General features: G+C 66.7%; 26 protein-coding genes and 3 pseudogenes. 12 read left to right on the top strand and 17 right to left on the bottom strand.

What is annotated here, in order from left to right; genetic code table 11:
• The coding region (locus MPTA5024_RS42675) for a sensor histidine kinase (protein ID WP_198167420.1) at window positions 1-404 on the top strand (404 nt) is incomplete at its 5' end.
• 412 nt (window positions 405-816) lie between these two features.
• Here MPTA5024_RS42675 and MPTA5024_RS42670 read toward each other — a convergent pair.
• On the bottom strand, window positions 817-1,011 hold the full coding sequence (locus MPTA5024_RS42670; RefSeq protein WP_036329830.1) for an ATP-binding protein: 195 nt from the start codon (window positions 1,009-1,011) through the stop codon (window positions 817-819).
• 731 nt (window positions 1,012-1,742) lie between these two features.
• On the opposite strand from MPTA5024_RS42670, the gene MPTA5024_RS27025 reads away from it, so the two are divergent.
• Entirely contained in the window at window positions 1,743-2,177 is a 435-nt protein-coding gene (locus tag MPTA5024_RS27025) for an ester cyclase (RefSeq protein ID WP_036329828.1), read from the top strand.
• A gap of 351 nt (window positions 2,178-2,528) precedes the next feature.
• On the opposite strand, the pseudogene MPTA5024_RS27020 reads toward MPTA5024_RS27025, so the two are convergent.
• Window positions 2,529-2,729, bottom strand: a pseudogene (locus MPTA5024_RS27020) (transposase); the annotation flags it as partial.
• Window positions 2,730-2,912: 183 nt separating this feature from the next.
• On the opposite strand from MPTA5024_RS27020, the gene MPTA5024_RS27015 reads away from it, so the two are divergent.
• Window positions 2,913-3,380 carry an SRPBCC family protein gene (locus MPTA5024_RS27015; protein WP_036329826.1) on the top strand — a complete coding sequence of 156 codons (468 nt, stop codon included), beginning with the start codon at window positions 2,913-2,915 and terminating at the stop codon, window positions 3,378-3,380.
• A gap of 118 nt (window positions 3,381-3,498) precedes the next feature.
• Here MPTA5024_RS27015 and msrA read toward each other — a convergent pair whose 3' ends face one another.
• Entirely contained in the window at window positions 3,499-4,053 is a 555-nt protein-coding gene (gene msrA, locus MPTA5024_RS27010; RefSeq protein ID WP_036329824.1) for a peptide-methionine (S)-S-oxide reductase MsrA, read from the bottom strand.
• Window positions 4,054-4,165: 112 nt separating this feature from the next.
• Window positions 4,166-4,528: a peptide-methionine (R)-S-oxide reductase MsrB gene (gene msrB / locus MPTA5024_RS27005; protein ID WP_198167419.1), complete on the bottom strand. Its 363-nt coding sequence runs from the start codon at window positions 4,526-4,528 to the stop codon at window positions 4,166-4,168.
• Between the two features lie 375 nt (window positions 4,529-4,903).
• On the opposite strand from msrB, the gene MPTA5024_RS27000 reads away from it, so the two are divergent.
• Window positions 4,904-5,134, top strand: a complete 231-nt coding sequence (locus MPTA5024_RS27000) for a hypothetical protein (RefSeq protein ID WP_036329822.1) — start codon at window positions 4,904-4,906, stop codon at window positions 5,132-5,134.
• Window positions 5,135-5,477: 343 nt separating this feature from the next.
• Here MPTA5024_RS27000 and MPTA5024_RS26995 read toward each other — a convergent pair whose 3' ends face one another.
• On the bottom strand, window positions 5,478-5,885 hold the full coding sequence (locus MPTA5024_RS26995) for a hypothetical protein (RefSeq protein WP_036329820.1): 408 nt from the start codon (window positions 5,883-5,885) through the stop codon (window positions 5,478-5,480).
• A gap of 818 nt (window positions 5,886-6,703) precedes the next feature.
• On the opposite strand from MPTA5024_RS26995, the gene MPTA5024_RS26990 reads away from it, so the two are divergent.
• Window positions 6,704-7,327, top strand: a complete 624-nt coding sequence (locus MPTA5024_RS26990; RefSeq protein WP_036329818.1) for a hypothetical protein — start codon at window positions 6,704-6,706, stop codon at window positions 7,325-7,327.
• Window positions 7,328-7,550: 223 nt separating this feature from the next.
• On the opposite strand, the gene MPTA5024_RS26985 is transcribed toward MPTA5024_RS26990, so the two are convergent.
• The 7 genes from MPTA5024_RS26985 to MPTA5024_RS26955 form a co-directional block, all read right to left on the bottom strand.
• Complete coding sequence (locus MPTA5024_RS26985; RefSeq protein WP_036329816.1) at window positions 7,551-7,784, bottom strand: hypothetical protein; 234 nt, start codon at window positions 7,782-7,784, stop codon at window positions 7,551-7,553.
• The gene (locus tag MPTA5024_RS26980) at window positions 7,781-8,410 is read right to left on the bottom strand and encodes a sigma-70 family RNA polymerase sigma factor (protein WP_036329814.1); all 630 of its coding nucleotides are present in this window, start codon (window positions 8,408-8,410) and stop codon (window positions 7,781-7,783) included. Before MPTA5024_RS26980 ends, MPTA5024_RS26985 begins: the two co-directional genes overlap by 4 nt.
• 355 nt (window positions 8,411-8,765) lie before the next feature.
• On the bottom strand, window positions 8,766-8,981 hold the full coding sequence (locus tag MPTA5024_RS42665; protein WP_051458732.1) for a hypothetical protein: 216 nt from the start codon (window positions 8,979-8,981) through the stop codon (window positions 8,766-8,768).
• Window positions 8,982-9,176: a hypothetical protein gene (locus MPTA5024_RS42660; protein WP_051458731.1), complete on the bottom strand. Its 195-nt coding sequence runs from the start codon at window positions 9,174-9,176 to the stop codon at window positions 8,982-8,984. It lies immediately after the preceding gene.
• Complete coding sequence (locus tag MPTA5024_RS42655) at window positions 9,173-9,544, bottom strand: hypothetical protein (RefSeq protein ID WP_051458730.1); 372 nt, start codon at window positions 9,542-9,544, stop codon at window positions 9,173-9,175. The genes MPTA5024_RS42660 and MPTA5024_RS42655 overlap by 4 nt, the downstream gene beginning before the upstream one ends.
• 370 nt (window positions 9,545-9,914) lie before the next feature.
• Window positions 9,915-10,388: a peroxiredoxin family protein gene (locus MPTA5024_RS26960; RefSeq protein WP_036329813.1), complete on the bottom strand. Its 474-nt coding sequence runs from the start codon at window positions 10,386-10,388 to the stop codon at window positions 9,915-9,917.
• Between the two features lie 236 nt (window positions 10,389-10,624).
• Complete coding sequence (locus MPTA5024_RS26955) at window positions 10,625-10,870, bottom strand: SpoIIE family protein phosphatase (RefSeq protein WP_036329812.1); 246 nt, start codon at window positions 10,868-10,870, stop codon at window positions 10,625-10,627.
• 95 nt (window positions 10,871-10,965) lie between these two features.
• On the opposite strand from MPTA5024_RS26955, the pseudogene MPTA5024_RS44735 reads away from it, so the two are divergent.
• From MPTA5024_RS44735 to pgl, 6 genes and pseudogenes are all read left to right on the top strand, one after another.
• Window positions 10,966-11,094 (top strand): annotated as a pseudogene (locus MPTA5024_RS44735) (C-terminal helicase domain-containing protein); the annotation flags it as partial.
• A gap of 290 nt (window positions 11,095-11,384) precedes the next feature.
• Window positions 11,385-13,433, top strand: coding sequence for a transketolase (gene tkt / locus MPTA5024_RS26950; RefSeq protein WP_036329810.1), 2,049 nt, complete (start codon window positions 11,385-11,387; stop codon window positions 13,431-13,433).
• Window positions 13,433-14,506: a transaldolase gene (tal, locus tag MPTA5024_RS26945; RefSeq protein WP_036329808.1), complete on the top strand. Its 1,074-nt coding sequence runs from the start codon at window positions 13,433-13,435 to the stop codon at window positions 14,504-14,506. Before tkt ends, tal begins: the two co-directional genes overlap by 1 nt.
• Window positions 14,507-14,528: 22 nt before the next feature.
• On the top strand, window positions 14,529-16,160 hold the full coding sequence (gene pgi, locus MPTA5024_RS26940) for a glucose-6-phosphate isomerase (RefSeq protein ID WP_036329806.1): 1,632 nt from the start codon (window positions 14,529-14,531) through the stop codon (window positions 16,158-16,160).
• Between the two features lie 39 nt (window positions 16,161-16,199).
• Entirely contained in the window at window positions 16,200-17,216 is a 1,017-nt protein-coding gene (gene gnd / locus MPTA5024_RS26935; protein WP_198167418.1) for a phosphogluconate dehydrogenase (NAD(+)-dependent, decarboxylating), read from the top strand.
• Window positions 17,216-17,878, top strand: a complete 663-nt coding sequence (gene pgl / locus MPTA5024_RS26930; protein ID WP_036329802.1) for a 6-phosphogluconolactonase — start codon at window positions 17,216-17,218, stop codon at window positions 17,876-17,878. Before gnd ends, pgl begins: the two co-directional genes overlap by 1 nt.
• A gap of 20 nt (window positions 17,879-17,898) precedes the next feature.
• Here pgl and MPTA5024_RS43835 read toward each other — a convergent pair whose 3' ends face one another.
• The 3 genes and pseudogenes from MPTA5024_RS43835 to zwf all read right to left on the bottom strand — a co-directional run bounded on the left by MPTA5024_RS43835 (window position 17,899) and on the right by zwf (window position 20,016).
• Window positions 17,899-18,105 carry a ribose-5-phosphate isomerase A gene (locus MPTA5024_RS43835; RefSeq protein WP_232326659.1) on the bottom strand — a complete coding sequence of 69 codons (207 nt, stop codon included), beginning with the start codon at window positions 18,103-18,105 and terminating at the stop codon, window positions 17,899-17,901.
• 29 nt (window positions 18,106-18,134) lie between these two features.
• Window positions 18,135-18,350 (bottom strand): annotated as a pseudogene (locus MPTA5024_RS44730) (ribose-5-phosphate isomerase A); the annotation flags it as partial.
• Window positions 18,351-18,651: 301 nt separating this feature from the next.
• Window positions 18,652-20,016 carry a glucose-6-phosphate dehydrogenase gene (zwf, locus tag MPTA5024_RS26920; RefSeq protein WP_198167417.1) on the bottom strand — a complete coding sequence of 455 codons (1,365 nt, stop codon included), beginning with the start codon at window positions 20,014-20,016 and terminating at the stop codon, window positions 18,652-18,654.
• A gap of 266 nt (window positions 20,017-20,282) precedes the next feature.
• On the opposite strand from zwf, the gene MPTA5024_RS26915 reads away from it, so the two are divergent.
• Window positions 20,283-21,653: an NAD(P)/FAD-dependent oxidoreductase gene (locus MPTA5024_RS26915; RefSeq protein ID WP_051458866.1), complete on the top strand. Its 1,371-nt coding sequence runs from the start codon at window positions 20,283-20,285 to the stop codon at window positions 21,651-21,653.
• Window positions 21,654-21,911: 258 nt separating this feature from the next.
• Here MPTA5024_RS26915 and MPTA5024_RS41340 read toward each other — a convergent pair whose 3' ends face one another.
• The gene (locus MPTA5024_RS41340) at window positions 21,912-22,067 is read right to left on the bottom strand and encodes a hypothetical protein (RefSeq protein ID WP_157099755.1); all 156 of its coding nucleotides are present in this window, start codon (window positions 22,065-22,067) and stop codon (window positions 21,912-21,914) included.
• A 15-nt stretch (window positions 22,068-22,082) separates the two neighbouring features.
• Window positions 22,083-23,900, bottom strand: a 1,818-nt coding sequence (locus MPTA5024_RS26910) for a glycoside hydrolase family 15 protein (protein WP_063794784.1), incomplete at its 5' end; no start/stop codon positions are given.

The following is a 23,900-nucleotide window of genomic DNA, read 5'->3' as shown; positions in this document are numbered from 1 at the left end:
TTGAGGAGCTGGAACGCCGTCGCATGGCCGCTTCCGTCCACGCCCGGATCGATTCAGAGGTCGTGGTGACCGCCTGCCGGGTCCGGCTGGCCCGGCTTCTGGGAAACCTGATGGCCAACGCCGAACGGCATACCACCACGACGATCGAGGTCGTCGTCGCCGCGGACTCGCCCCATGCGGTGCTTGAGGTCATCGACGACGGTCCCGGCATCGCGCCAGCCGACCGCGAAAGAATCTTCGAACGGCTCTGCCGCCTGGACGATGCCCGTCGCAAGGACCCCGGCGGCTCCGGGCTCGGCCTGCCCATCGCACGCGAAATCGCGCGGGTCCACGGCGGTGACCTGTACGCCGCCGACCACCCCACCGGCGCCCGCTTGGTCCTCCGCCTCCCACTCGCCGCGTAGCATTAGTCGGTGCTCAGAGAGGACGGCGCTGCTGTGCAGCAGTTGCCGTGAGCTGGGACAGAGCCCCTCCATCAGGGCGCGCTGCGCAAGACATCCACCGCCTGGAGTACGTCGGTAACGGTAAGGCCGCGTCGTGTTCCTGGTCCCGCCATGCCCCCGATCGATGCAGATCGTGCGGAGTCCGGCAGCGCGTCCTCCGGTAGCGGCCCCACGGCTTCTCGACGGGCTCAGATACGTCGAAGTGCTTGTGAACGGCTACCTTGGAGGGTCTCGTGTTGAGGAGCGTAGGTCAGGGGTAGCCGGAGAACGAACCGGGCGCCGCGGGCGGAGTCCTCGACGCGCACAGTTCCGGTGGGCATGGGCGATGTTGCGGGAGATCGCAAGGCCGAGTCCGGTGCCGGCGGCGTCCGTCTTACAGACGTACGAACCACTCGAAAACGCGCTCACGATCGGCAGGTTCGATGCCGGCTTCGTCATCGGTCACCGCCACGACTGCTTGGCCGTCAACGGACGTGATGGATACGGCGACGCCGGTCTCGGCGTGCCGCCGCGCGTTGCTCACCAGGTTGCTCAGGAGCCGGATCAGCTGGATCCGTGAACCGCGCACCCATACCTGGTCTAAACATACTGAGGTGTGCCCGGCCCGTGTGAGGCGTGGAGGTTACGATCCTGCCCTGGGCGTCCACCACCTGGATGAGATCGATGCCGTCGGAGATGGGATGGAGCGTGGCAGTTGCCCGTTCCGCGCATGCGCGCTCCACCCGAGGGTGGTCTTCTCGGCCTTGAGGAATGCCTCGTCTCGAACCTTGCGACGGACCATGCCGTCCGTGTTCACGCCGACCATGACCAAAGAGCACGAGGACGAGCAGCGTGACCACCATCGTGTAGCGCGCCCGAATGGAACACGGTGACGGCATTGCTTCACCGTTCTTCCTGGGCGGCCGACCACGTAAGAGCGACCGCTGCCCTGCGACCGGTGGCGTTCTCGACGACTGCTTCAGCGGCTGCGCTCTCCAGTTCATCGGTGACCCACGCACGCGTCGGCTGATTCGATCATCTCTGAGTTCCTTCTCGGGGGCCGCCGTGCTCTCTCTTTGCGGGCGAGTTACCACCTGCAGGCCACGTGGCCCCCGACACCCCGGTGGGGTCCGGGGGGCAATGGGTCGACGCTTGGGCTGACGACCGGCCAAGGGCAGACGCTCGCGCCTGGTTGAATCGCCGCGGCAGTGACAGAGAGTGGACGATTGCGTCCACTTCAGCTACGATTGTCCAATCCGTCAAATCGCGGTGTCAAGCACGCGGAGCCGCTAAGGCGCGCGGCAAGGGGCGGGCGGTTGCATGTCCACTGCTTACGACGTCAGAGACCAGCTGTTTCAAGCGTTCAACGACCACAACCTGGGCCAACTGGGCCTGTACTACAGTGCGAGCGCCGTCTGGATCGGGCCAGAAGGCGTGGCGGAAGGACTGGAGCAGATCGTCACCGTCTACGAACAGCTGCTCGTTGCTTTCCCCGATGCCCGCATGACACCCTGGTACAAGGCGACCTTGAGCGACCCCGCGGTAACCGAATGGATGCTCACCGGCACCCATACGGGGCCCTTTCTTCTCCCATGTGGGCGCTACCTGGAAGGGTCCTGCCGTCAGATCGCCGTTCGCGGTTGCTGTGTGGCTCACGTCGAGCACGACAGGGTCGTCACACACCAGGTATATTATGATCAGCTGGAGTTGTGCAGCCAGCTTGGCCTGCCCCGCATAGCGGCGACGGTCGACTGATCGCTCCTCTCAACGCGAGCGTCTGGTTGTCGAGGCCCGCATGACTGTGACCTGCGCGGACGATGTCGAGGACCACCGAGACGGCCCGTTGCGGTTCCACTGCCGTGGCCCGGGTTGCCCCTTGTGCATCACCATCGAGTCGACGGCCGGTTCAAGACCGTCCTGCTCCCTGCTGGTCCTGAATCCTGGGACCCACCATCCCGGTCATCTCGTACGACTCCTTCGGCGCTGGAAGTCTTTGATCCCCCGGCTCGCTTGAAGGGGGCAGGCTGGGGGTCTGATCAATAAGAGCTGGCGAGGACTTGTGCACTGGATTTGATGTCGGCTGCGCCACTCGGCCAGCCGTCGTCAGCAGGTCATGCCCGAGCCGTAGCCCAGTTCCTGCGGCAGGTGCTCCCAGGCGATGCCGGTGTGCAAGACGAACAAGATGCCCTGCAGCACTTGGCGGTCATCCAGCCGCTTGCGGCCCGGGTAGCGGCTCCGGCGCCGATGCTTGGGCAGCAACGGCTCGATGACCGCCCATAACTCGTCGCTGACCTCCCACGGCTTCAGCCGCGCCACCTGCCACTCCTCGCCGGCCACAGCGAGAGATCAAACCACAACGGAGATCATTCTGTTAGGAGGTCTTAGCGAGGGGGCGCCCTTCGTTGACCCTCGTTCGTGTCAGTCTCTCCCCGCGTCGTGGGCATCGGGGGACGGGTCAGTTCCCGTGCTTGGAGTCGGCAAACTAGGCATATGACTACCTCGCTGACATTCTCCGACTCCATCTTCATCGCTGCGACACCTGAAGACGTGTATGCGGTCGTCTCGGATGTCACGCGTACCGGCGAGTGGTCGCCGATCTGCCGGGAGTGTTGGTGGGACGAAGGCGACGGGCCGCGAGTCGGCGCCCAATTTACCGGGCGCAACGTCACACCTGACCGGACGTGGGAGGCCCGGTGCGAGGTCATCTCGGCCGTGGAGGGAGCGGAGTTCGGCTGGTCTGTGAACGGTGGCAAGGTGAAGTGGCTCTACTCCATGAGGGACGTTGAGGGTGGGACAGAGCTGACGGAGTCGTGGGAGTTCACGCCAGCCGGGCAGGCATTCTTCGTCGAGAAGTACGGCGACGACGCGCCGACTGAGATCGCCACCCGCATCGAGGCAGCCCATGTCGGCGTTCCTGCCACGCTTGCTGCTATGAAACGGATCATCGAACAGGGCTGAAGCCGTGCCCCCTGGGAAACGACGCCGCTGGGGGCGGACGCCGCCTGACATTGGCGGCGGAACGGGTCGAGGGCGCGCTCACCGCTTCAGCGGTGAGCGCGCCCTCGGCGTAGCGCGGTCAGCTAGAGGTCGCAGCGCGCCTGGGCAGCACCCAGTCTGGGCGCGGGAAGTGGCACGTGTAGCCGTTCGGATACGTGATGAGGTAGTCCTGGTGCTCAGGCTCGGCCTCCCAGAACGGTCCGGCCGGCTCGATCGTCGTCACCGCCTTACCCGGCCACAGGCCCGACGCATCGACGTCCGCGATCGTGTCCCGTGCGACCTGCTGTTGCTCGGGCGTCAAAGGGAAGATCGCCGAGCGGTAGCTCGTGCCGCGGTCGTTGCCCTGACGGTTCAACGTCGACGGGTCATGGATCTGGAAGAAGAACGCCAGGATGTCACGGTAGGTCGTCCGCGTCGGGTCGAAGACGACCTCGACGGCTTCGGCGTGGCCGGGGTGATTACGGTACGTGGCGTGGTCGTTCTCGCCGCCGGTGTATCCGACCCGCGTGTCCAGCACGCCGGGCTGCCGGCGGATGAGATCCTCCATGCCCCAGAAGCACCCGCCGGCCAGGACGGCAGTTTCGGTGCCCGGTGTGCGGGTGATCTGTCCGGTGTCGCGGATCCCGCTGGTCATGATGTGTGCTCCTCTGTGCTGGTGGTGTCGGTCGTCTCGAACGGAGAGCGGTACTCGGCGTTGCCCTGTGCCTCGAGCTCGGAGACTGGGACGAAGCGCAGCGCGGCCGAGTTCATGCGGTACCGCTGGCCGCCAGCATCGGCGGGACCATCGCCAAGAAGTGCCCGAGGTGACTGTCGGCCCCGGTGGACCCAACCTCCGTGCGGGTCATCCGGAACTTCCGGTCGATCTCAGTGCGTACGGCGTCTGCCACGATCGGCCTGGTGAGGCTGGGCCATTCGGTACCGCTGTCGTACTTGTCGGTCGACGAGAAGAGGGGCTGGCCGGAGACCACGTCCACGTAGATACCGACATCGTGGTTGTTCCAGTACTCGTTGCGGAACGCCGGCTCCGTCCCGTCCTCCTGAATGACGCGGAACTGGCTGTCGGTGAGGCGTCTCAGCGCCTCCGGAGTCTCCCTGTAGCCGTGCGACACGATTTCTCCTCCTTCGGCACCGCTGGCTGCGGCGGCACTGGAGACAACACCGCACAGAACCGATTTGGTCCCGGGCTCATGACGGTGCGTTGTGGCGGCGATCTCAGGTGATGATCGTGGCGGACCGTAGCCACCGATCGGGGGCGTTGGCCGACTTGGATGGGTCAGGCCAGAGCTGGTATAGGCCGCAAAAAGAGAGCGGCGCGCCATCGCGCTCGTTCCTCGACGCCCGCGCGCGCAACGCGTACCGACCAGGGTGGTAAGACGCCGAAGCCTGGTGACACCAACGCGGAGGCGGAGCACGGTGAACCTGCGCGCCGCACTCTAAGGACCTCAGATCTGACCGGCATCGGTCCGTGCTCACTCATCGTCAGCGTGGCCGCGCTCGCCTGGACCGTCTACACCGACCTGAAGAAGAAGACCGACACTCTGTCCAACGACGTCGTGACTTGGAGCGTGCGGATGGAACTCCGGCGCACGCGCACCGTCACCGCTCAGGACGACGAGATCGGCACCGTCACCGTGCAAGAAACGATTACGGCCATTGAGGCCCTGCCCGAGCCCCCACAACGCCGCACTCTCCAGGAGTCGAGCGGAGAGTCGTAGCGAGTCGCCGTTTTCGCGCGCTGCTATCGGATCGCTGCCTTCAGATGAGCCAGGTGACAGCAGTACTGACAGCAACGTCCCCGCACACAGACAGACTCCAGCGACCGCCTACAACCGTCCAACCACAGCTTCTGCCATCCGTTCGGGGTGGTTGTTCCGCCTGAGTAACGGCCAGCAAACCCAGTCCACGCTTCGTCCTCGGCGAGAAGCTGAGCGAGGCGGAGAAGGCCCCTGACTCGCGGTTCGCTTCGCCTGCTATCCCCAGTCGGAGTGGTCTCAGCCGGCGCTGCTCTGGCAGAACTGACACGGCAGGCATCGCGCCGGCCCAGAAAAAAACAGACAGTCAGCTGCGCAGTGCGTCCAATGCACGACGGCAGGCGTCGGCCGCGCGATCTGTGGCGGCCGCGCACAGTCGGCAATGCTCGTGCACCGACGCGGTGCGGCTGCACGCGTCGTGGCTGCGCCGGCAGGCCATCAGGCACACTTCGAGCTGAGCGGCGATCAGCGCGCTGTCATCGCTGGTGGCGCGGGTGAGCAGCCGGCGGGTGGCCACCACAACATCACCGCAGTCCAGGTCGTGCAGCACAGACAGGCGCATCCGGTCGATGTCTTGCTCGCCCAGCATGCCGGCCGAACATGCGGTGACGGCCTCCTCACAGTCGGAGAGGGCGTCTACGACGGACGCCAGAGTCTCGGTATCGAGTGCGGCGTGCATCGACAAGCTGTCGATCAGCTCACGGGTCGGGAGCATGACACCCTCCAAACAGTGGACTCCGGCGCTTACCAGGCCCTTTCGAGGGAGTACGAACCGGGGCTCGTTCACGCCACAGGGCTATCCGGTCCCTCGACCTCCTTCTCAACCATATTCCTGCCCGGGTTCGAGCAGCTCAGCGGGAGCCTGCGCAGCCCATCTGCATACGCGCAAGGCCTCACGGCGGGGAAATCTTGATGCTCTGGGGTTGTCCCGTTCAGCCTCCGGCGGGGTGGCTGCCATGGGGATTGGGTGAGCGGAATCATGCTGCTTCGATGACCCGATTCGAACCACCGTGCCCCACAGCTGATCGTGAACGTGACTACCAGGTGACGGGGGGAGTCGACGCCGTAGACGATCGAGATCTTCCGGTAAAGGGGCCTCGGGTGAGTCCATGATCGGTTGATGGCGACGATAGTGGCGGGCGGTCGGCCGCCCACGGCGAGCGAGATACGACCGGCTACTTCCCTGGGAGTAGCCGAAATCGCCTTTCCCTAGGGGACGACAGCACATGCGTAGGAGGCGACCATCGACGTCATGGAACCGGCCAAGGGATGGGGGGAAACCGACGCTCGGGGGCATCGACACTACTGGCAAAGCCGCGACGGCGGCGATCTCGCGTACTGAGCGATAGGCGTTGGCGTGGCTAGATGGCTTCGGCCTGGCCTGATCCATCTAATCCGCCGCCGTGTTTCGCAGCCGATCGGGAGGGACGGTCGTGGCAGCCTGCGAGCGCTTTTGCAGTCGACTTCACGGCGTGACTGCGCTGCCGGAGTCAGGTGATACAACGCCGCCATGTTTTCGAAGGGAGATTGAGGGTGCTGTTCATCGAACTGCTTGTGCCATGGGGGATCTTCACGGTAGACGAGCGCCGGAGATTGGCCGAAAGGATGACCGCGCAGAGACTTCTGGGTGGTGAGAATGGGGAGCACAGCGCCGACTCTGGCGTGATCATGTTCTTCGACTCCCTTACACATGTCGTCGTCCGAGAGGTGGAGACGTGGGTCACTGCGGGCAGGACCTTGGCTCCGCACCGCGGCCCGCGGTACGTGGTGAACGTGTATGTCGGCGCGTGGGCGAAGGAGATGAGCGGGCACCTCATCACCGGGATCACGCGACAACTCGGGGAGAATGAAGGAGACCCGGACCGTCTGTTTCGCGAGTCACGTGCGGTGGTGCATGTTCTCGGCATCTCCGAGGGAAGTTACGGATTGTATGGAAAGGCGCAGCGGTCTTCCGACATGCTCGAAATGATCAATAGCGCCAAGGTCGCCTCTCCCGAGCAGGCCCCTAAGGGGATGACCATCGATCCGGTGTGCGGAGCGAAAGTGCCGATCGAGGCAGCCACCATGCTGGAACTCGACGGCGTCACCTACGGATTCTGCTGCACCCACTGCCGCGGTCATTTTGTGAAGCGGCGGCAGAAGTCCGAAGGGTCGTGATCCACCCGCCACGCTGCGCGGGTGCACGTGTAGCACGGTGCCGAAGCTTCCCCGGGTGCGGCACCATAAGGGGCGCCGCTAGGGACGACTCGAGAAATCTTCCATGGCGGATGATCGCTTCCAGGCGCCGGATCGATCGTACATGCTCAAGAACGGCACTCAGTCGGAGCCTGAATCGAATCAGGTCGTCACAGGCTTTCTGCGATCCGACCTGTCGACATGGTCATCCGTCGTGTGGGTCGCGCATCTCGCGGACGGCGGTCAGCAACCCGTCGAGATCTTCCGAGCAGGGGCCGCACGCGCGCAGGTGTGCCGCGACGCCGGGGTAACGTGCTTCGGGATCTGCGCCGGCCTGGACGAGGTCGACGTAGATGTGCATGATCTCCATGGCCTCGCCGCATCCCACATCGTCGGGATCGGTGTGCAGGAAATGCTCGAGTCGCGACCAGTCGTTCACGAACGCCTCGTGTCGTGGTTGAGGTAGCCCATGGCTGTCAGACGAGCGGCCAGCTTGCGTCGGGCGTCGAAGAGAGTCTTGTAGATCGCGTTGCGGTTGGAGCCTGATTCGGCCACGAGTGCGTCCAGCGGGATCCCGTTGAGGACGAGCGCGACGAACACCCGCCGTTGGTGGGCGGTCAGGTCCCCATCCACGATGTGGCGGATCGCGGCGATGAGGTCGCGCCACTCCGCTTCGCGGGCGGGGTCGAGTTCGAGACGCTCAGGCAGCCTGTCCCAGTCCTCGGTGTCGAGCCGGACGCCTGGATCGCGCCAGAAATGGCGGCCGATCTTGCCGGAGACCTCGAAGATCACGAACTTGTATGCCCAGGTGGTGAACCGGCTGTCGCCGCGGAACTGCTCCACCTTGCTGATGATCGCCATCATCGCGTCGGCGGCGGCCTGATGGGCGAGGTCGTCGAATTCGGGACCGCTGATCCGAAGCCGAGGGGCCCGCCTGCTCGTCTCGGCGCGGGCGACCCGCAGGACCAACTCGTGGAGTCGGCGCAATGCCCGGTCTCGCTCCGCACCGGTGGCGGTGAGCGTCCGTACCCACTCCGCGGAGTCGGGATCGAGCGGCCGTGCCACTGCCGGATCTCTGGGTACCACAGATTCCACAGATCCCATATGGATGACCTTACCAACAGGTGAAATGGCCGCGGCTCTAACAGTCGTCGACCGGGTGGGAAGGCGGGCGCAGGCACTGCGCTGATACCCGGAATCCGCCCGCGTCGCGGGACGGGGGCCGACCAGTGTGGTGTAAGGCGCACCGGTGGATCCCTTCGGATGCCGCTTTCAGAACGTGGGTGGATGCCCGTTTCGACGCGGGCATCCACCCGTGCTCAGACGGTCCCATTTCCTTGCTCAGGGCTCGCCCTGGAGGGCGCTCCTGGGGACCATCAGAGGGCGACGATTCCTTCGCCGCCAACGGCATCCGGCACGGTCACGGTACCGACGCGGGTGAGTGAGCCGTCCGAGTTGACGCGCGGAAGGCGTTGACGTTCCCGTCCTCGCCGGTCTGCACGTAGAGGTAGCGGCCGTCGGCCGAGGCGGCGGCATCGACGGTGCCGGCGTCGGTGGCGGTGGTGCCGAGATCCTTAACCGAGCCGTGGCCACTGCCCCGATATCCGGACAGGGTGCCGCTGCCGGCGTTGGACACCTACAGCCGGGGGCCGGTGGCGACGATCCAGCACGTCGCCGCTTGGCCGTTGGCGATCTGCTGGACGGGGGTGAGTTTTCCGGTTCGGGCGACGGTGAAGGTCGCGATGGCGTTCGGCCCTGCCTGGGTGACGACCAGTCGGCCCGAGGCGTCGAAGGTGAACCCGAAGGGGACGGTCCTCTCCTGTGTGGTCACGACGGGTTTGATCGCGAAAGTGCCGAGGGGCCGTCGAGAGCGTTGAGGACGTAGACCAGGTCACCGTGGACGGCGACGCTGACAGGGAACTTTCCGCCGGAGGTGATGACCTGCTTGCGGCTCAGCCGATCGCCCTGAACGGCGAAAACCGACATGGTGTCGCTGCCCGCGTTGACGGCGTACAGCAGGCCGTGCCGTTGATCGTAGGTGAGCGACCCCTGGGAGGCGAGATGGTCGACGGCGGAGCCGCCGAGGACGCCTCCGCGACCACCGGTCGGGTAGGTGCCCGCCTGGGTGAGGGCGCCGCCCGGCCCGTGGTCGTGGGCGACGACGGTGTTGTCGCCGGGGTTGTCGGTCTGGACGAACACGGGGTTTCTCGGCTCCGCGTGCGGTTTGTGTGGAGGCCGAGGCGGGTGTCGCGAGCACGGCCGCCGTGGCGACGGCGATCCCGGCGATTCCGGCCATGCTGGTGGCACGGACTGTGGTCTTCATGATCTCCTCGTTCAAGGAAGGGTGAAGACGAACGGTCCCTTAGCGACGCGCAAGGCCGGAGCCTTACCGCGGTCACCCGAAATCCCTGCGAGATTCTTTGACTCGTCGAGTCGGATACGCGCGCAGTTGACTGGATGCGCGGGCCGTACGCGGGCACCGGACTGCGGCGCGGCGGCCACCGATGAGCCACCGGCTCAGGCAGTGGTACGTGGCCGCCGCGCGCGCGTCGAATCCGCCGTCCGAGGGTCAGTGGTCGCGGACGTACCGGATGAGCCCCGCCACATCTTCAGGGACGAGTCGCCCGATGGCGCCGCTTGAGTACACGCTGACGATGACCTTGCCTTCCGGGTCGAGGACGAATCCCGTGGACTGGAGGTACTCCGGTTCGGGGTTGACGAACGATCCGATCATCTTGGACACCGCGCCGGCGTCGGCGCCATATCCCACGGGGAACGTCAGATGATGCTTGTCGATGGTCGCCCGAGTGGTGGCCTCGTCGTCGACGGAGAGTGCCACCACCCGCACGTCCAACTGCGCGAGTTTGTCCAGGTCACGCTGGAAGGCGCGCAACTGGGCGTTGCAGTACGGGCACCATGAGCCGCGGTACACCAACACCACGCCGTAGTGGCCGGCGAGGGTATCGGGGAGGTCGAGTTCGTCTCCGCCGGGTAGCGCGATGGTCAGCGACGGGAACTGGTCGCCCGGGTTGAGGAGAGTCATGGTGGCTCCTTGTGGTCGTGCCAAGCGCGATCCTTGGGACGCGCCCGGCGGTGTGAACGGTCTTGGTGAGCCCTCGTCGACAGCAATGAGAGCTCTACATGATTGGCGACCCCGGACCGCAGATTCTTACCCGGCGACTACCAGCAAAGAGGGTTTTCGCAAATCCACGGTGCCGCACACCGGACCGCTCGCGCCCGTCACGGCATGTGCGGATTGCGAGGAGCTCAGGGTGCTGTTCAACGGCGAAGGAGCAACATCGCCGCGTCGTCATCCAGAGGGCCGCCCACGTGGCGGAGAGCATCGGCCCGAAGCTCCTCGAGCGCGGCTTGCGGATCCCGGGCGTGCAACAGACCGATGCGCTGCGCAAGCGGGTAGAAAGCGCCGGCGTTGTCACGGGCTTCGATGACCCCGTCGGTAAAGAAGAGGATCTGATCGCCGTCAGTGAACGCGACCTGGTACGGCTTGGGCCGGGTGGACGCCATGGTGCCAAGCCCGAGGGGCAGGGCCTCTTCCGGCGGTTCTGCTGAGTGGACCTCCCCTGCGGACGGGTATTCCTTGAGCGACGCGTTTCCTCAGCAACCGATTCCAGGTGCTGGTGTCGACCGACGTCGGCGGTGAGGGCATCGACCTGCAGTCCGCCCACGTAATGATCGACTGGAACATCCCGTGGAGCCTGGGTCCACCCCGAACAGTGCGCCGGGTCGCCTGCACGCATCGGCCAGCAACGCGACGTGTACGTGTACCACCTCGTAGCACCGACACCCGCGAGGGCCGCGTCCAGCAGGTCATGCTCGACAACCTGACCGCCGCGTCCCAGGAACTGGACGGCCGCCTCTACGACCTACTCGATGCCACCGTAGACCGGGCCGGGTTCGGCGCCGCAATGGCCGCAGCCCACCGCAACTCCGACACCGTCGGCCCAGCTCAACTCACGAATGGAGACTGCCGTACTACCGAGCGATCTTCGACAGTGGTAGCGTCCGATTTGGGGGAGACATGGACGCTTTGTCCATCAACACGATCCGCGGCCTGTGCTTGGATGCGATCCAGAAGGCGGAGTCGGGGCACCCTGGTACACCGATGGATATCGCGCCGGTCGCGTACACGCTGTGGCAGCGCTTCCTGCGGTTCGATCCGTCCGATCCGATCTGGCCGAACCGCGACCGCTTCGTGCTTTCGGAGGGCCATGCCTCGGCGCTGCTGTGGTCTCTATTGCACCTGACGGGTGTCCGCGCCGTCGATCCCGATTACGAGGTGCTCGGCCGGCCTGCGGTGACTCTCGAGGACCTGAAGACGTTTCGCCAGCTGGACTCCCATGCTCCGGGCCATCCGGAGTACCGGTGGACGAGCGGGGTGGAGGCGACGACCGGACCGCTCGGACAGGGTGCGGCGATGTCGGTGGGCATGGCGATGGCTGGTCAGTGGCTTGCGGCGCGGTACAACCGGGATGGGTTTTCGCTCTTTGACTTCGATGTTTATGCGCTGACGGGGGACGGCTGCATGATGGAGGGGATCTCCTCGGAGGCCGCTTCTCTAGCCGGCCATCAGCGGCTGTCCCACCTGTGTTGGATCTACGATTCCAACCGCGTGACGATCGAAGGCCACACCGGCATCACCTTCACCGAGGACGTGGCGGCGCGCTTCATCGCGTACGGCTGGAACGTCACGACCGTGGCGGACGCGAACGATGTCGATCAGGTGGTCCGTGCGCTGCACTCGTTCAAGGCCGAGCACGAGCGTCCAACGCTGATCGTCGTCCACAGCCACATCGGCTACGGCTCCCCGCTGGAGGACTCGCCGAGGGTGCACGGCGAGCCCCTGGGTGTTGAGGCGGTCAGGGCGACCAAACGTTTTCTCGGGATGCCGGAGGACGCCGAGTTCTTCATCCCGAACGGGGTTTACGACTGGTTCGCGGAGGGGATCGGCCGGCGAGGCTCGATGGCCCGAGCCGACTGGGAGGCACGCTTCAAGGAGTATGCGAGCGTCCACCCGGCGCTTGCCGACGAGATCGGGCGCATGCAGCGCCGGGAGTTGCCGGATGGCTGGGAGGGCGTGCTGCCGTCGTTCCCGGCCGACCCCAAGGGCGTGGCGACGCGCACGTCGTCCGGACAGGTGCTCAACGAGGTCGCGAAGGCCGTACCGTGGCTGCTGGGAGGCTCGGCGGATCTTGCGCCTTCGACCAAGACCCGCCTCAGCTTCGACGGTGCCGGGGACTTCCAGTCCGGCGATCGCAGTGGACGCAACTTCCACTTCGGGATCCGGGAGCACGCCGCGGCGGCGATCGCCAACGGCATGGCGCTGACCAAGCTTCGCCCGTACTGGTCGGGGTTTTTGATCTTCTCCGACTACGCCCGGGGCGCGATCCGGCTGTCGGCGCTGATGGAGATTCCGGTGGTGCACATCTTCACCCATGACTCGATCGGCGTCGGCGAGGACGGTCCGACGCATCAGCCGGTCGAGCAACTGGCGTCGCTTCGGGCCATGCCCGGGTTGCTGGTCTTCCGGCCGGCCGACGCCAACGAGGTCGTCGAGACGTGGCGAATCGTCGCCGGACTTCGCCGGGAGCCGGCCGCCTTGGCTCTGTCCAGGCAGCCGCTGCCCACATTGGACCGATCACGGCTGAGCGGCGCCGACGGGGTCGCGCGGGGCGCCTACGTGCTCGCGGACGCCCCGGACGGGCGTATCGATGTCATCCTGCTCGCTACCGGCTCGGAGGTGGCGCTGGCGGTCGCCGTGCGGGAGGAGCTGGCCGGTGAGGGCATCGGCGTGCGGGTGGTGAGCATGCCGTGCTGGGAGCTGTTCGATCGGCAACCGCGTGAGTACCGCGACCAGGTGCTGCCGCCGGAGGTGACCGCCCGGGTGGGAATCGAGCAGGCGTCAACTCTGGGCTGGGACCGGTATGTGGGTCCCGAGGGCAGCGTCGTCGGCATGCATACCTTCGGTGCGTCGGCGCCACTCAAGCAGGTGCTCTCGAAGTTCGGCTTCACCCCCGAGAAAGTGGCCCAGATAGCTCGCGAGCTGGCGATGAGGCGAAAGGAGGCATAGTGAAGGCGACGCAAGCCTTGCACGAGCGAGGCCAGAGTCTGTGGCTGGACAACATCACCCGCGGCATGCTCGACTCCGGGCGGATCCGCCGCTACATCGAGGGATACGCAGTGACCGGGCTCACCTCGAACCCGTCGATCTTCGATAAGGCCATCGAGTCCGGCGACTACGACGACGCGATCCATGCCAAGGCCGGTAAGGGGCTCTCGAGCGAAGACCTGTTCTTCGAGCTGGCGATCGAGGACCTTCAGCGGGCCGCCGATGAGTTCTTGCCCATCCACGAGCGCACCGACGGCATCGACGGGTGGGTGTCGCTGGAGGTGTCGCCGTTGCTGGCCTACGACACCGCTGCCACGATTGAAGCCGCGAAGACGTTGCACCGGCGGGCCCCGCGGCGCAATCTGTTGATCAAGATCCCAGGCACCACGGAGGGTCTGCCAGCGATCACCGAATGCGTGGCTTCCGGTGTTCCCGTCAATGTGACGCTGCTATTTTCCGCCGACCACTACCGGGCCGCCGCAGACGCCTACCTGACCGGTGTGCAGCGCCGGGTCGACGAGGATCTTGACCCCGCGGTGTGCTCGGTGGCATCGGTGTTCATGTCCCGGTGGGACGTGGCGGTCGCGGACATGGTGCCTGACCGGCTCAAGGATCAGCTTGGGCTCGCCGTCGGGCTGGACACTTACCGGGCGTACCGGCGACTCATGGATTCCGACCGGATGCAGCGGCTGGAGAACGCCGGCGCGCGGGTGCAGCGGCTGCTGTGGGCGAGCACACGGACCAAGGATCCGGCCGCGTCCGACACGCTGTACGTGCATGGGCTGGCCGCGCCGTTCACGATCAACACCATGCCCGACGACACTTTGGAGGCCTTCTACGACCACGGTGAGGTCGGCGACCCGATGCCCGCTGACGGCGGCGACGCCGATGAGGTCCTCGCCCGCTTCGCCGACACGGGCGTCGATGTCGCTGCTCTCGCCGAGAAGCTGCAACGCGACGGCGCGAAGAAGTTCGTGACGGCCTGGAACGATCTCATGACCAGAGTCTCCGCGCAGAGCGCCTCGCTCGTCTGATCGATGGGAGGAGACCGCGCCGATGCCCACCACCCCGTTCCGTGACCGCTCGGCCTGGCAGGCACTCCAGCGGCATCACGCGCAGATCGAGCGACGCCATCTGCGTGAGCTGTTCGCGGACGATCCTGGGCGCGGTGAGCGCATGTGCGCGCAGGCCGCCGGGCTCTACCTGGACTACTCCAAGAACCGGATCACCGACGAGACGTTGCGGCTGCTGGTTCAGCTGGCGCGCGAGTCGGAGGTGGAGCAGCGCCGGGACATGATGTTCGCCGGCAAGCCGATCAATACCTCTGAGCACCGGGCCGTGCTGCATGTCGCCCTTCGCATGCCCAAGGGCAGCTCACTGACGGTGGACGGCGTTGACGTGGTCGCCCAGGTTCATGACGTGCTCGACCGGATGGCCGACTTCGCGCGCCGGGTCCGATCCGGTGAGTGCAAGGGCCACACGGGCGGGGTGATCAGGAACGTCATCAATATCGGCATCGGCGGTTCCGACCTGGGACCGGTGATGGCGCATGAGGCGCTGCGCTCCTACAGCAGGCGCGACATGACGTTTCGCTTCGTATCCAACGTCGACTCGACCGATCTCGTCGAGGCGACCCGTGACCTGTCGGCGGACGAAACCCTGTTCATCGTCTCGTCCAAGACGTTCGGCACCCTGGAGACCCTCACCAACGCTCACTCCGCCCGCGACTGGGTGGTCGGGCAGCTGGGCTCGGATCAGGCCGTGGCCAGCCACTTCGTCGCCGTCTCGACCAACGCCGAACGGGTCCGTGCGTTCGGCATCGACACCGCCAACATGTTCGGCTTCTGGGACTGGGTCGGCGGGCGCTACTCCATGGACTCGGCGATCGGCCTGTCGACCATGATCGCGATCGGCCCAGAGCGGTTCGACGACATGCTGGCGGGCTTTCACGCGATGGACGACCACTTCCGCACCGCTCCGCTCCGCGAGAACCTTCCGGTACTGATGGGCCTGCTGGCGGTGTGGTACGTGAACTTCTTCGGCGCACAGAGCATCGGGGTCATGCCTTATGAGCAGTACCTCAAGCGCTTCCCGGCCTATCTGCAGCAGCTGACGATGGAGTCGAACGGCAAGCGCGTCACCGTCGATGGCGTGCCGGTCGACTACGACACCGGCCCCCTCTACTGGGGCGAGCCCGGAACCAACGGCCAGCACAGCTTCTACCAGCTCATCCACCAGGGCACGCGACTCATCCCGGTCGACCTGATCGGTTTCGGCAAGACCCTCAACCCGCTGGGTGACCATCACGACATCTTGTCGTCGAACGTCTTCGCGCAGGCGCAAGCACTGGCATTCGGCAGGACCGAGGAGGAGGTACGGGCCGAGGGCACGCCGCCGGACGTCGTGCCCCACCGCGTGATGCCGGGCAACCGGCCGACCAACGTGCTCCTCGCCGAGAAGCTCACCCCGCGCATCCTCGGCGCGCTGGTCGCGCTGTACGAGCACAGCGTGCTCACCCAGGGGACGATCTGGGGCATCGACTCCTTCGACCAGTGGGGGGTTGAGCTGGGCAAGCAGCTCGCCGTCCAGATCATCCCCGAGCTCATCGGCGAGACCGAACCGCGGCTCACCCACGACTCGTCGACGAACGCGCTGATCCGCCACTACCGGAGGTTGAAGCAGACCTAAAGACAACCGTTGGGGGGGACCATGGCAACGGACAGCCCCATGCAACTGGGCATGGTCGGCCTGGGCCGGATGGGCGCCAACCTCGTCCGCCGGCTGATGCGCGACAGGCATGAGTGCGTCGTCTACGACGTCGACGAAAACGCGGTCAACGATCTGCAAGCCGAGGGGGCGACCGGCGCGAAATCGCTTCCCGACCTCGCACGCAAGCTCCACCCGCCCCGAGCCGTGTGGCTCATGCTCCCCGCCGGCGTCGTGCAATCCACGCTCGATCAGCTGGTCGAACTGCTCGACGCCGGCGACATGGTGATTGACGGCGGCAACTCCTACTACCGCGACGACATCACCCGGGCCCGCCGGCTCGCCGCCAAGCAGCTCCACTACATCGACTGCGGCACCTCCGGCGGAGTGTGGGGTCGCGAACGCGGCTACTGCCTGATGATCGGTGGCGAGGACGAGCCCATCGAGCGGCTGGACCCGATCTTCGCGACCATCGCGCCCGGCATCGGAACCGCGGAGCCGACGCCAAGCCGGACCCGCGACGGCACCGCTCCCCGCGGCTACCTGCACTGCGGCCCGAACGGGGCCGGGCACTTCGTGAAGATGGTTCACAACGGCGTGGAGTACGGAATGATGGCCGCGATCGCCGAGGGCCTGTCCATCATCAGGCACGCCAACGCGGGCAAGCAGGAGCGGACCGTCGACGCTGAGACGGCGCCGCTTCGCGATTCCGAGCTCTACCAGTACGACATCGACGTGGCCGAGGTGGCGGAGGTCTGGCGCCGCGGATCGGTGGTGTCCTCCTGGCTGGTCGATCTGCTGGCCGACGCGCTGGCCCGATCCCCGCAGCTCGACGATTTCCGTGGGCGTGTCTCCGACTCCGGCGAAGGGCGCTGGACGTTGATCGCCGCGATCGAGGAAAGCGTGCCCGCACCCGCCATCAGCGCGGCGCTGTTCGAACGGTTCTCCTCACGCGGGCTCGGGCACTTCTCCGACGCGGCGCTTTCGGCGATGCGAGCCGAATTCGGCGGCCATGCGGAGAAGAAGGACCAAACCTGATGCGTCACAACCTTGAGATCCTCGACGACCCGGACGCGGTGGCCACCCGCGCCGCCGACGAGGTCGCGCTCCACGCCATCAACGCGGTTTCCGACCATGGGCGCTTCACCTTCGCCGTCAGCGGCGGCCACACGCCATGGAACATGCTCGCAGCGCTCGCCACCCGCGACCTGCCCTGGCAGAACATCACCGTCTTTCAGGTCGACGAGCGCGTCGCACCCGATGGCGATCCGGATCGGAACCTGACTCACCTGCGGGAAAGCCTCGGCGCGGCGGCGGCCCAGCTCGTACCCATGCCTGTGACGGACGCCGACCTGGAAGCCGCCGCACACCGATACGCCGAGCTTTTGCCGGCGAGATTCGATCTCGTCCATCTCGGCCTCGGTCCGGACGGTCACACAGCGTCTCTGATCCCCGGTGACCCGGTGCTCACCGTGACCGATCGGCTGATCGCGCTTACCCGGCCGTATCAGGGCCGTCCACGGATGACGCTCACCTATCCCGCCCTCGCCCGCGCCGACCACCTGATCTGGCTCATCACCGGGGCGAACAAGCGAACACCGCTGCGCAAACTGCTGGCCGGTGATTCGACGATCCCTGCGGGGCGGGTGGAGGCGGCGCGCTCGTTCGTGCTCGCGGACAAGGACGCGGCGGGGTCGTGATGCGGCTGATTCGCGACATGTCACCGCCGTTCTCGCACTGTTCGTCGCTCGACCGAGTCGCCGCGGCCGATCAGCACGCTCGCGGCAAGCTCCGGCGGAAACAGGCCGTGCCCAACGACGCCCGGCGTCGCGGACAGGCATTGCGACAACCCCGCCAGGTCCTCCACGTAACCGTGATAATCGGCCAGAATCCCGCCATCCGGGCTCTTCCGCCCCTCGCGCACCACAACGGGCTCCAGCCGGCGAAGGTCGCTGACAGGCCGAACTCCAGGAGCTCAAGGGGGATCGGAGCGCGTATCACATCGACGAGCTTTCGCGAATCCCCGATCGCGATGAACCGGCTCGCCGCCGCGGCGACTATCTTCTCCCGGGTGTGCGCCCCTCCGCCGCCCTTGACCAACCAGCCGTCCGGAGCGATCTGGTCCGCGCCGTCAATCGTGATGCCGAGATGGTCGATCCAGCGGTAGTGCATCCCGGCGGCTGCTCGCGGGTCCTCGTTCGATGGAGGCAGCGACTCGTTCGCGACCGGTTCCGATTGGACGACGATCCGGACCGGGCGGTCGAGGGCTTCGACCTCATAGCGGACCGCCGCGACGGCGCGCTGGGGGAACGAGATGAGCCGTGCGAGGTGACGCGCACCGGACCAGCCGGACGGCGCACTCCAGGCGCACATCGACTCCGACGACGGACGTGAAAGCCGGCTTCTCCTGCCGCCGGCACCCCCGTTAGGACGTTTCCGAAGACCAAGGTTGCGCAGTGCGGATCGATCACCGTCATGGACGGATGGCGGTGGGGATCCAGTGACCCTCTTCGGTGAGGCGCTCGGCGCTCGACGGCCCCCATCCGCCGCGTTGGTACGGCTCTGGCGGGGTCTTGATATCGAGGATGGGATCGACGATGCGCCATTGTTCTTCCACGGTGTCTTGGCGGGCGAAGTGGCGCGGGTCGCCCGCGAGCGCGTCCGTGAAGATCCGTTCGTAGGCGCTTTCGACCTGGCCCTGCTCGGTGGCGAAGTCGACCGATACCGGCACGTCGCGGAGCGCATCGACCTTGCCGGGGGCCTTGGCGAGCAGTTCGAACGTCACCCCGGGGTCGGGTTCGATCCGGAAGCGCACGACGTTGGGTTGCGGCCGGCCGGCATCGGCGCACAGGAACAGCATGCGGGGCGGTTGGCGGAGCCGGACGGCGATCTCGGTGGCGGTGACCGCGAGGGCCTTGCCCGTCCTGATCAGGAACGGCACGTCGGCCCAGCGCCAGTTGTCGATCCACAGCCGCACCGCGGCGTAGGTCTCGGCGGTCGACCCGGGCGCGACGCCCGGTGTATCGAGATAGCCGGTGTACTGACCGCGCACCACGTCGTCGGGATCGATAGCGCGTATCGCAGACAGTAGCCGGCACTTCTCGCTGCGTTCGCTCTCGGCGCCGTCCTCGGCCGGAGGATCCATGGCCAGGTACGCCAGGACCTGCAGCAGATGGTTCTGCACGACATCGCGGACGGCACCCACCGCATCGTAGAAGGCCCCCCGGTCGGCGACGTCGAACGCCTCGGCCATTGTGATCTCTACGACAGCTACGTGATCGCGGTCCCAGATGGGCTCCAGCAGGCTGTTGGCGAAGCGCAACACCATGACGTTCTGGACCGGCTCCTTGCCGAGGAAATGATCAACACGCAGCAACCGCTTCTCCGGGAAGTGCCGGTGCAGTTCCGTATTGAGCCGCTGCGCGGAGGCAAGGTCATGACCGAATGGCTTCTCCACCACCAGCCGGCCGCGGGTGTTCAGCCCCGCGGCGCCCAGCCGTTCGGCTATCGGCCCGAACAGCGCGGGCGGTACGGCCAGATAGTGGACGGCGAAGGCGTCGCCGGGGATGTGCCGGGCGAGTTCGGTGTAGAGGGCCGGCTTGGTCACGTCTCCGGTTACCGGTATGAGCCTGTCGGCGAGGGCACCGAACACGTTTTCGTCGACCGGCCCGCAGACGGTGGCGATGCTGTCGTGCGCGTGCTCACGCAGAATGGCCGCCTCCATGGGGCCGCGATCCACGCCGATGACCGGCACGTCGAGGACGCCGCGGGCGGTGAGCCGATACAGCGCCGGAATGATCATTTTCTTGGCGAGATCCCCGGCGATGCCGTACAGCACCAGGACCTGTCCTCGCGATACGTTCATGATGTCCTCACTCGGCCCGGGCCGTATGTCCCCCGGATACGCTTGGTGGGCGGCGCAGCTGGGTATGGACCTGCAGAAACTGCATACCGGCCACTTGGCATTCATACCCAGGACCTGGTCCGGCCCATCGGATGAACCCCGCCCCGGGGGAAGACAGCGGACCCGGGCCGCAGGGCGGATCCGCGGGCGGGTTTGCGCGCTCGGTTCACCGGGGTGTCGGCGTCGGCAAGGGGGCTGCCGTGAACGACGAGCAAAGAGCGCATCGGGTTGTCGTGATCGGCTCAGGATTCGGCGGGCTGTTCGCGGTAAGGGGGCTTCGCCGGGCGCCGGTCGATGTGACTATGATCTCTCGCACCGCCTATCACCTGTTTCAGCCACTGCTGTATCAGGTGGCCACGGGGATTCTGTCGGAAGGATCGGTCGCGCCGGCAACGCGCGAGGTGCTGCGAAGGCAGCGGAACGCCCGGGTGCTGACCGGCGAAGTCACGCGGATCGATCTCGCCGATCGGACTGTCACGTCGACGATGCCGGGAAAGGTGACGGCAGCGCCCTATGACAGTCTGATCGTCGCCGCGGGAGCCAGCCAGTCGTACTTCGGCCATGATGACTTCGCCGAACACGCCCCCGGCGTGAAGACGATCGATGACGCGCTCGCACTGCGCGGGCGACTCTTCGGCGCTTTCGAACTCGCCGAGGTGGAAACCGACCCGGTCGTGATCGCACGGTGGCAGACCTTCGTGGTGATCGGCGGCGGCCCGACCGGGGTGGAGATCGCCGGACAGATCGCAGAGCTGACCCGCCGTACTTTGCCGGGTGAGTTTCGCAACATCGACCCTGCCCGCAGCCGCGTCATCCTCTTCGAGGCGGGCCCGAAAGTGCTGGCCGGCTTCGGCGGGCGGCTGTCGGAGAAGGCTGCGCGCGAGCTTCGGCGCGTGGGCGTGGAGCTACGGGTAAACACCAAGATCGTCGGCGTGGACGAGACGGGCGTAGACGTCGTCGCTGCCGACGGCACACGGTCCCGTGTCGAGGCCATGTCCAAGGTCTGGGCTGCGGGAGTGGCCGCATCCCCGCTCGGTGCCCAGCTGGCCGGTCAGTGCGGCACGCAAGTCGACCACGCGGGCCGGATCAAAGTCGAACCCGACTGCAGCCTGCCCGGTCACCCCGAAGTTTTCGTCGTCGGGGACATGATGTCCCTAAAGAATCTCCCCGGCGTGGCTCAGGTCGCGATGCAGAGCGGGCGGCACGCGGCCGCTGAGATCCTGCGAAGGCTAAAAGGGGAGCCGTCCAGGCGGCCGTTCCGTTACCGAGACAAGGGCAGCATGGCCACCGTCGCCAGATTCCGGGCCGTGGCCTGCATCGGCGGGCTACGGCTTGCCGGGTTCCCGGCGTGGCTGATGTGGTTGTTGGTCCACCTCGTCTACCTCGTCGGTTTCCGTAACCGACTCATGTCGCTGCTGGACTGGGCTGTCGCCTTTGGCAGCGGCCGCCGATCCGAACGAACCGTTACGCGGTCTGCCATACGGGGACTTCAAGCAGAGTCCCCGCCACACCCTGCTTCGGACCACGGCTCGGCGCAACCATCCGCGAGCGGCAGGCCCGGGACGGTTTAGTTCGTCGGCGCCGCCGCCCGCGCGGCGACCACAGAGTTGATGATCGTGTTCGAGGGGACCGGCGACCCGCTCGCACATTCCGTCGCTGGTGTTCAATCCTCATCAGCCGCCAGATGGGCCTCCGCGCCCAGGGACGCCGCCGGACCACCGAGAGCGGGGACGGTGGCCCCGAGACGAACGTCGGCGGCATAGCGGTCCCGCGCCCGCCGCTGGTCCGGCCCAGCGGAGAATAGACGATGACCACGACGCGGCTGGCGATCAGGACCCCGTCAGCAGCCGCCGAAGGTCGTGGCATGGGATGGTCGTGACGACGGGGGAGCCGGTCGCGAACCCCGCAACGATCGTGCTGACACTCAGCGCCAGCAGGATCGCCGTCGCCGCGAACTCGGCGATGATCTCACGCCATCTGGCCATGTCACCTTCGTGGATTCAGGCGGCATTGCGCCGTTCGGCTTGGTCGATGGCCCAGGCGGCGTTGACCAGGCCGATGTGGCTGAACGCCTGCGGGAAGTTGCCGAGCAACTCGCCGCTCCTGGGGTCGACCTCCTCCGACAGCAGGCACACGTCGTTGGTGTACGCGGCTGCTCGCTCGAATACCTGCCTGGCCCGGCCGACCTGCCCCGACATGGCGAGCGCCTGCGCCAGCCAGAACGAGCACAACAGGAAGGTGCCCTCCTCGCCGGCGAGGCCGTCCATGCCGTCCGCGGTGCGGTAGCGGTAGACCAGGCCCTGATCGTCGGTGAGCCGCTCCGCGACGGCGTCGATCGTGGACAGTACCCGCGGGTCGCTGGCGGGTAGGAAGCCGACGATCGGCACCATGAGGGCGCTGGCGTCCAGCTCGTCGGAGCCGAAGGCCTGCGTGAACGCCCCCACGCGGTTGTTCCAGCCCTCGCACAGCAGGGTGTCGCGGATCTCGGCGCGGGTCCGCCGCCAGGACTCGACACGGTCCTGCGCCCGTAGGAGGCCGGCGATGGCGATGCCGCGGTCGAGCGCCACCCAGCACATAAGCTTGGAGTACAGAAAGTGCTGCGGCTCCCCGCGTATCTCCCAGATGCCCTGATCCTTCTCCATCCAGCGCTCGGCGGCGGTGTCGGCGCAGGCGACGAGGAAGCGCCGGACGTCGTCGTCGATGTCGCCGATCTGCCGTTCGAGGCGTACGGCTGCATCCAACAGCTCGCCGTATACGTCGATCTGCCGCTGGTTCCATGCGCCGTTTCCGACGCGTACCGGTCGGCTGCCGCGCCAGCCGCGCAGGTGCGGAAGGGTGCGCTCGCTCAGGTCATGCTCGCCGCGGACGCCGAACACGATCTGCAGCGCACGGTCCTTGCCCAGGGATGGGGCTGCGGTGGTGAGGAAGGAGAAGAAGTCGCTCGCCTCGTCGGGGCAGGCCGCGACCCACAGGGCGCCCATGGTCAGCGACGCGTCCCGTACCCACGTGTACCGGTAGTCCCAGTTGCGCTCGCCGCCTGCCCATTCGGGCAGCGACGTCGTGGCGGCCGCGACGATCGCGCCGCTGGGCTGGAAGGACAGCGCCTGCAGCACTCGCCCGCTGTGGTGCACCAGGTCGCACCATGGGCCGTCGTAGCTCTGGTGGAGGCTGGACCACGATTGCCAGGCGCCGATCGTGTCGTCCAGCCGGGCCGCCAGTTCCGCCTGGTCCCACACTCGCGCGGGAGCCTCCTCCAGCGTCGAGCGTTGCATCCCGAAGTGCCGTGTCTCGCCCTCGCGCACCGTGAACACGCCGTACCCGGTGCAGTCGCCGATGCCGAGGGAGACCGGTGTGGTCAGCACAAGCCACTCGGCGCCGCCGCGGGCGGTCACGCCGCCGTCGACGACAGACAGGATCGGGCAGATCAGGCCGTACTCAGGCCGGGGCCGGTACTCGATATCCATCGGCACCTCGCCGCCGACGCCGGACACCCGTCGGACGAGCAGGTGCGGCACACCGACGCCGAGCCGGTGGCCGCCGTCGTCCGGGCCGGTGAGCAGGGCGTCGGTGAGAACGACCGTGCCGCGCCCGGTGCGGAAGGTTGTCTCCAGCACCATCGTCTGCGGTACGTAGCGCCGCGTCGTCTCGTACGGGACGGCCGGGCGGATCGCCCAGTGCCCGGCCTCGTCGTCCAGCAGGCGGGCGAAGACGGACGGCCCGTCGAACCGGGGGAAGCACAGCCACTCGGCCGATCCGTCCCTGCTGATGAGGCCGGCGGAGTGGCGATCGGACACCAACGCGAGGTCGGCGATGGGCGT

It is taken from the genome of Microbispora sp. ATCC PTA-5024, assembly GCF_000511135.2.
Lineage (GTDB): Bacteria > Actinomycetota > Actinomycetes > Streptosporangiales > Streptosporangiaceae > Microbispora > Microbispora corallina.
Note: the sequence above shows the minus strand (reverse complement) of the source record. Positions and strands in the feature narration are given on the sequence as shown.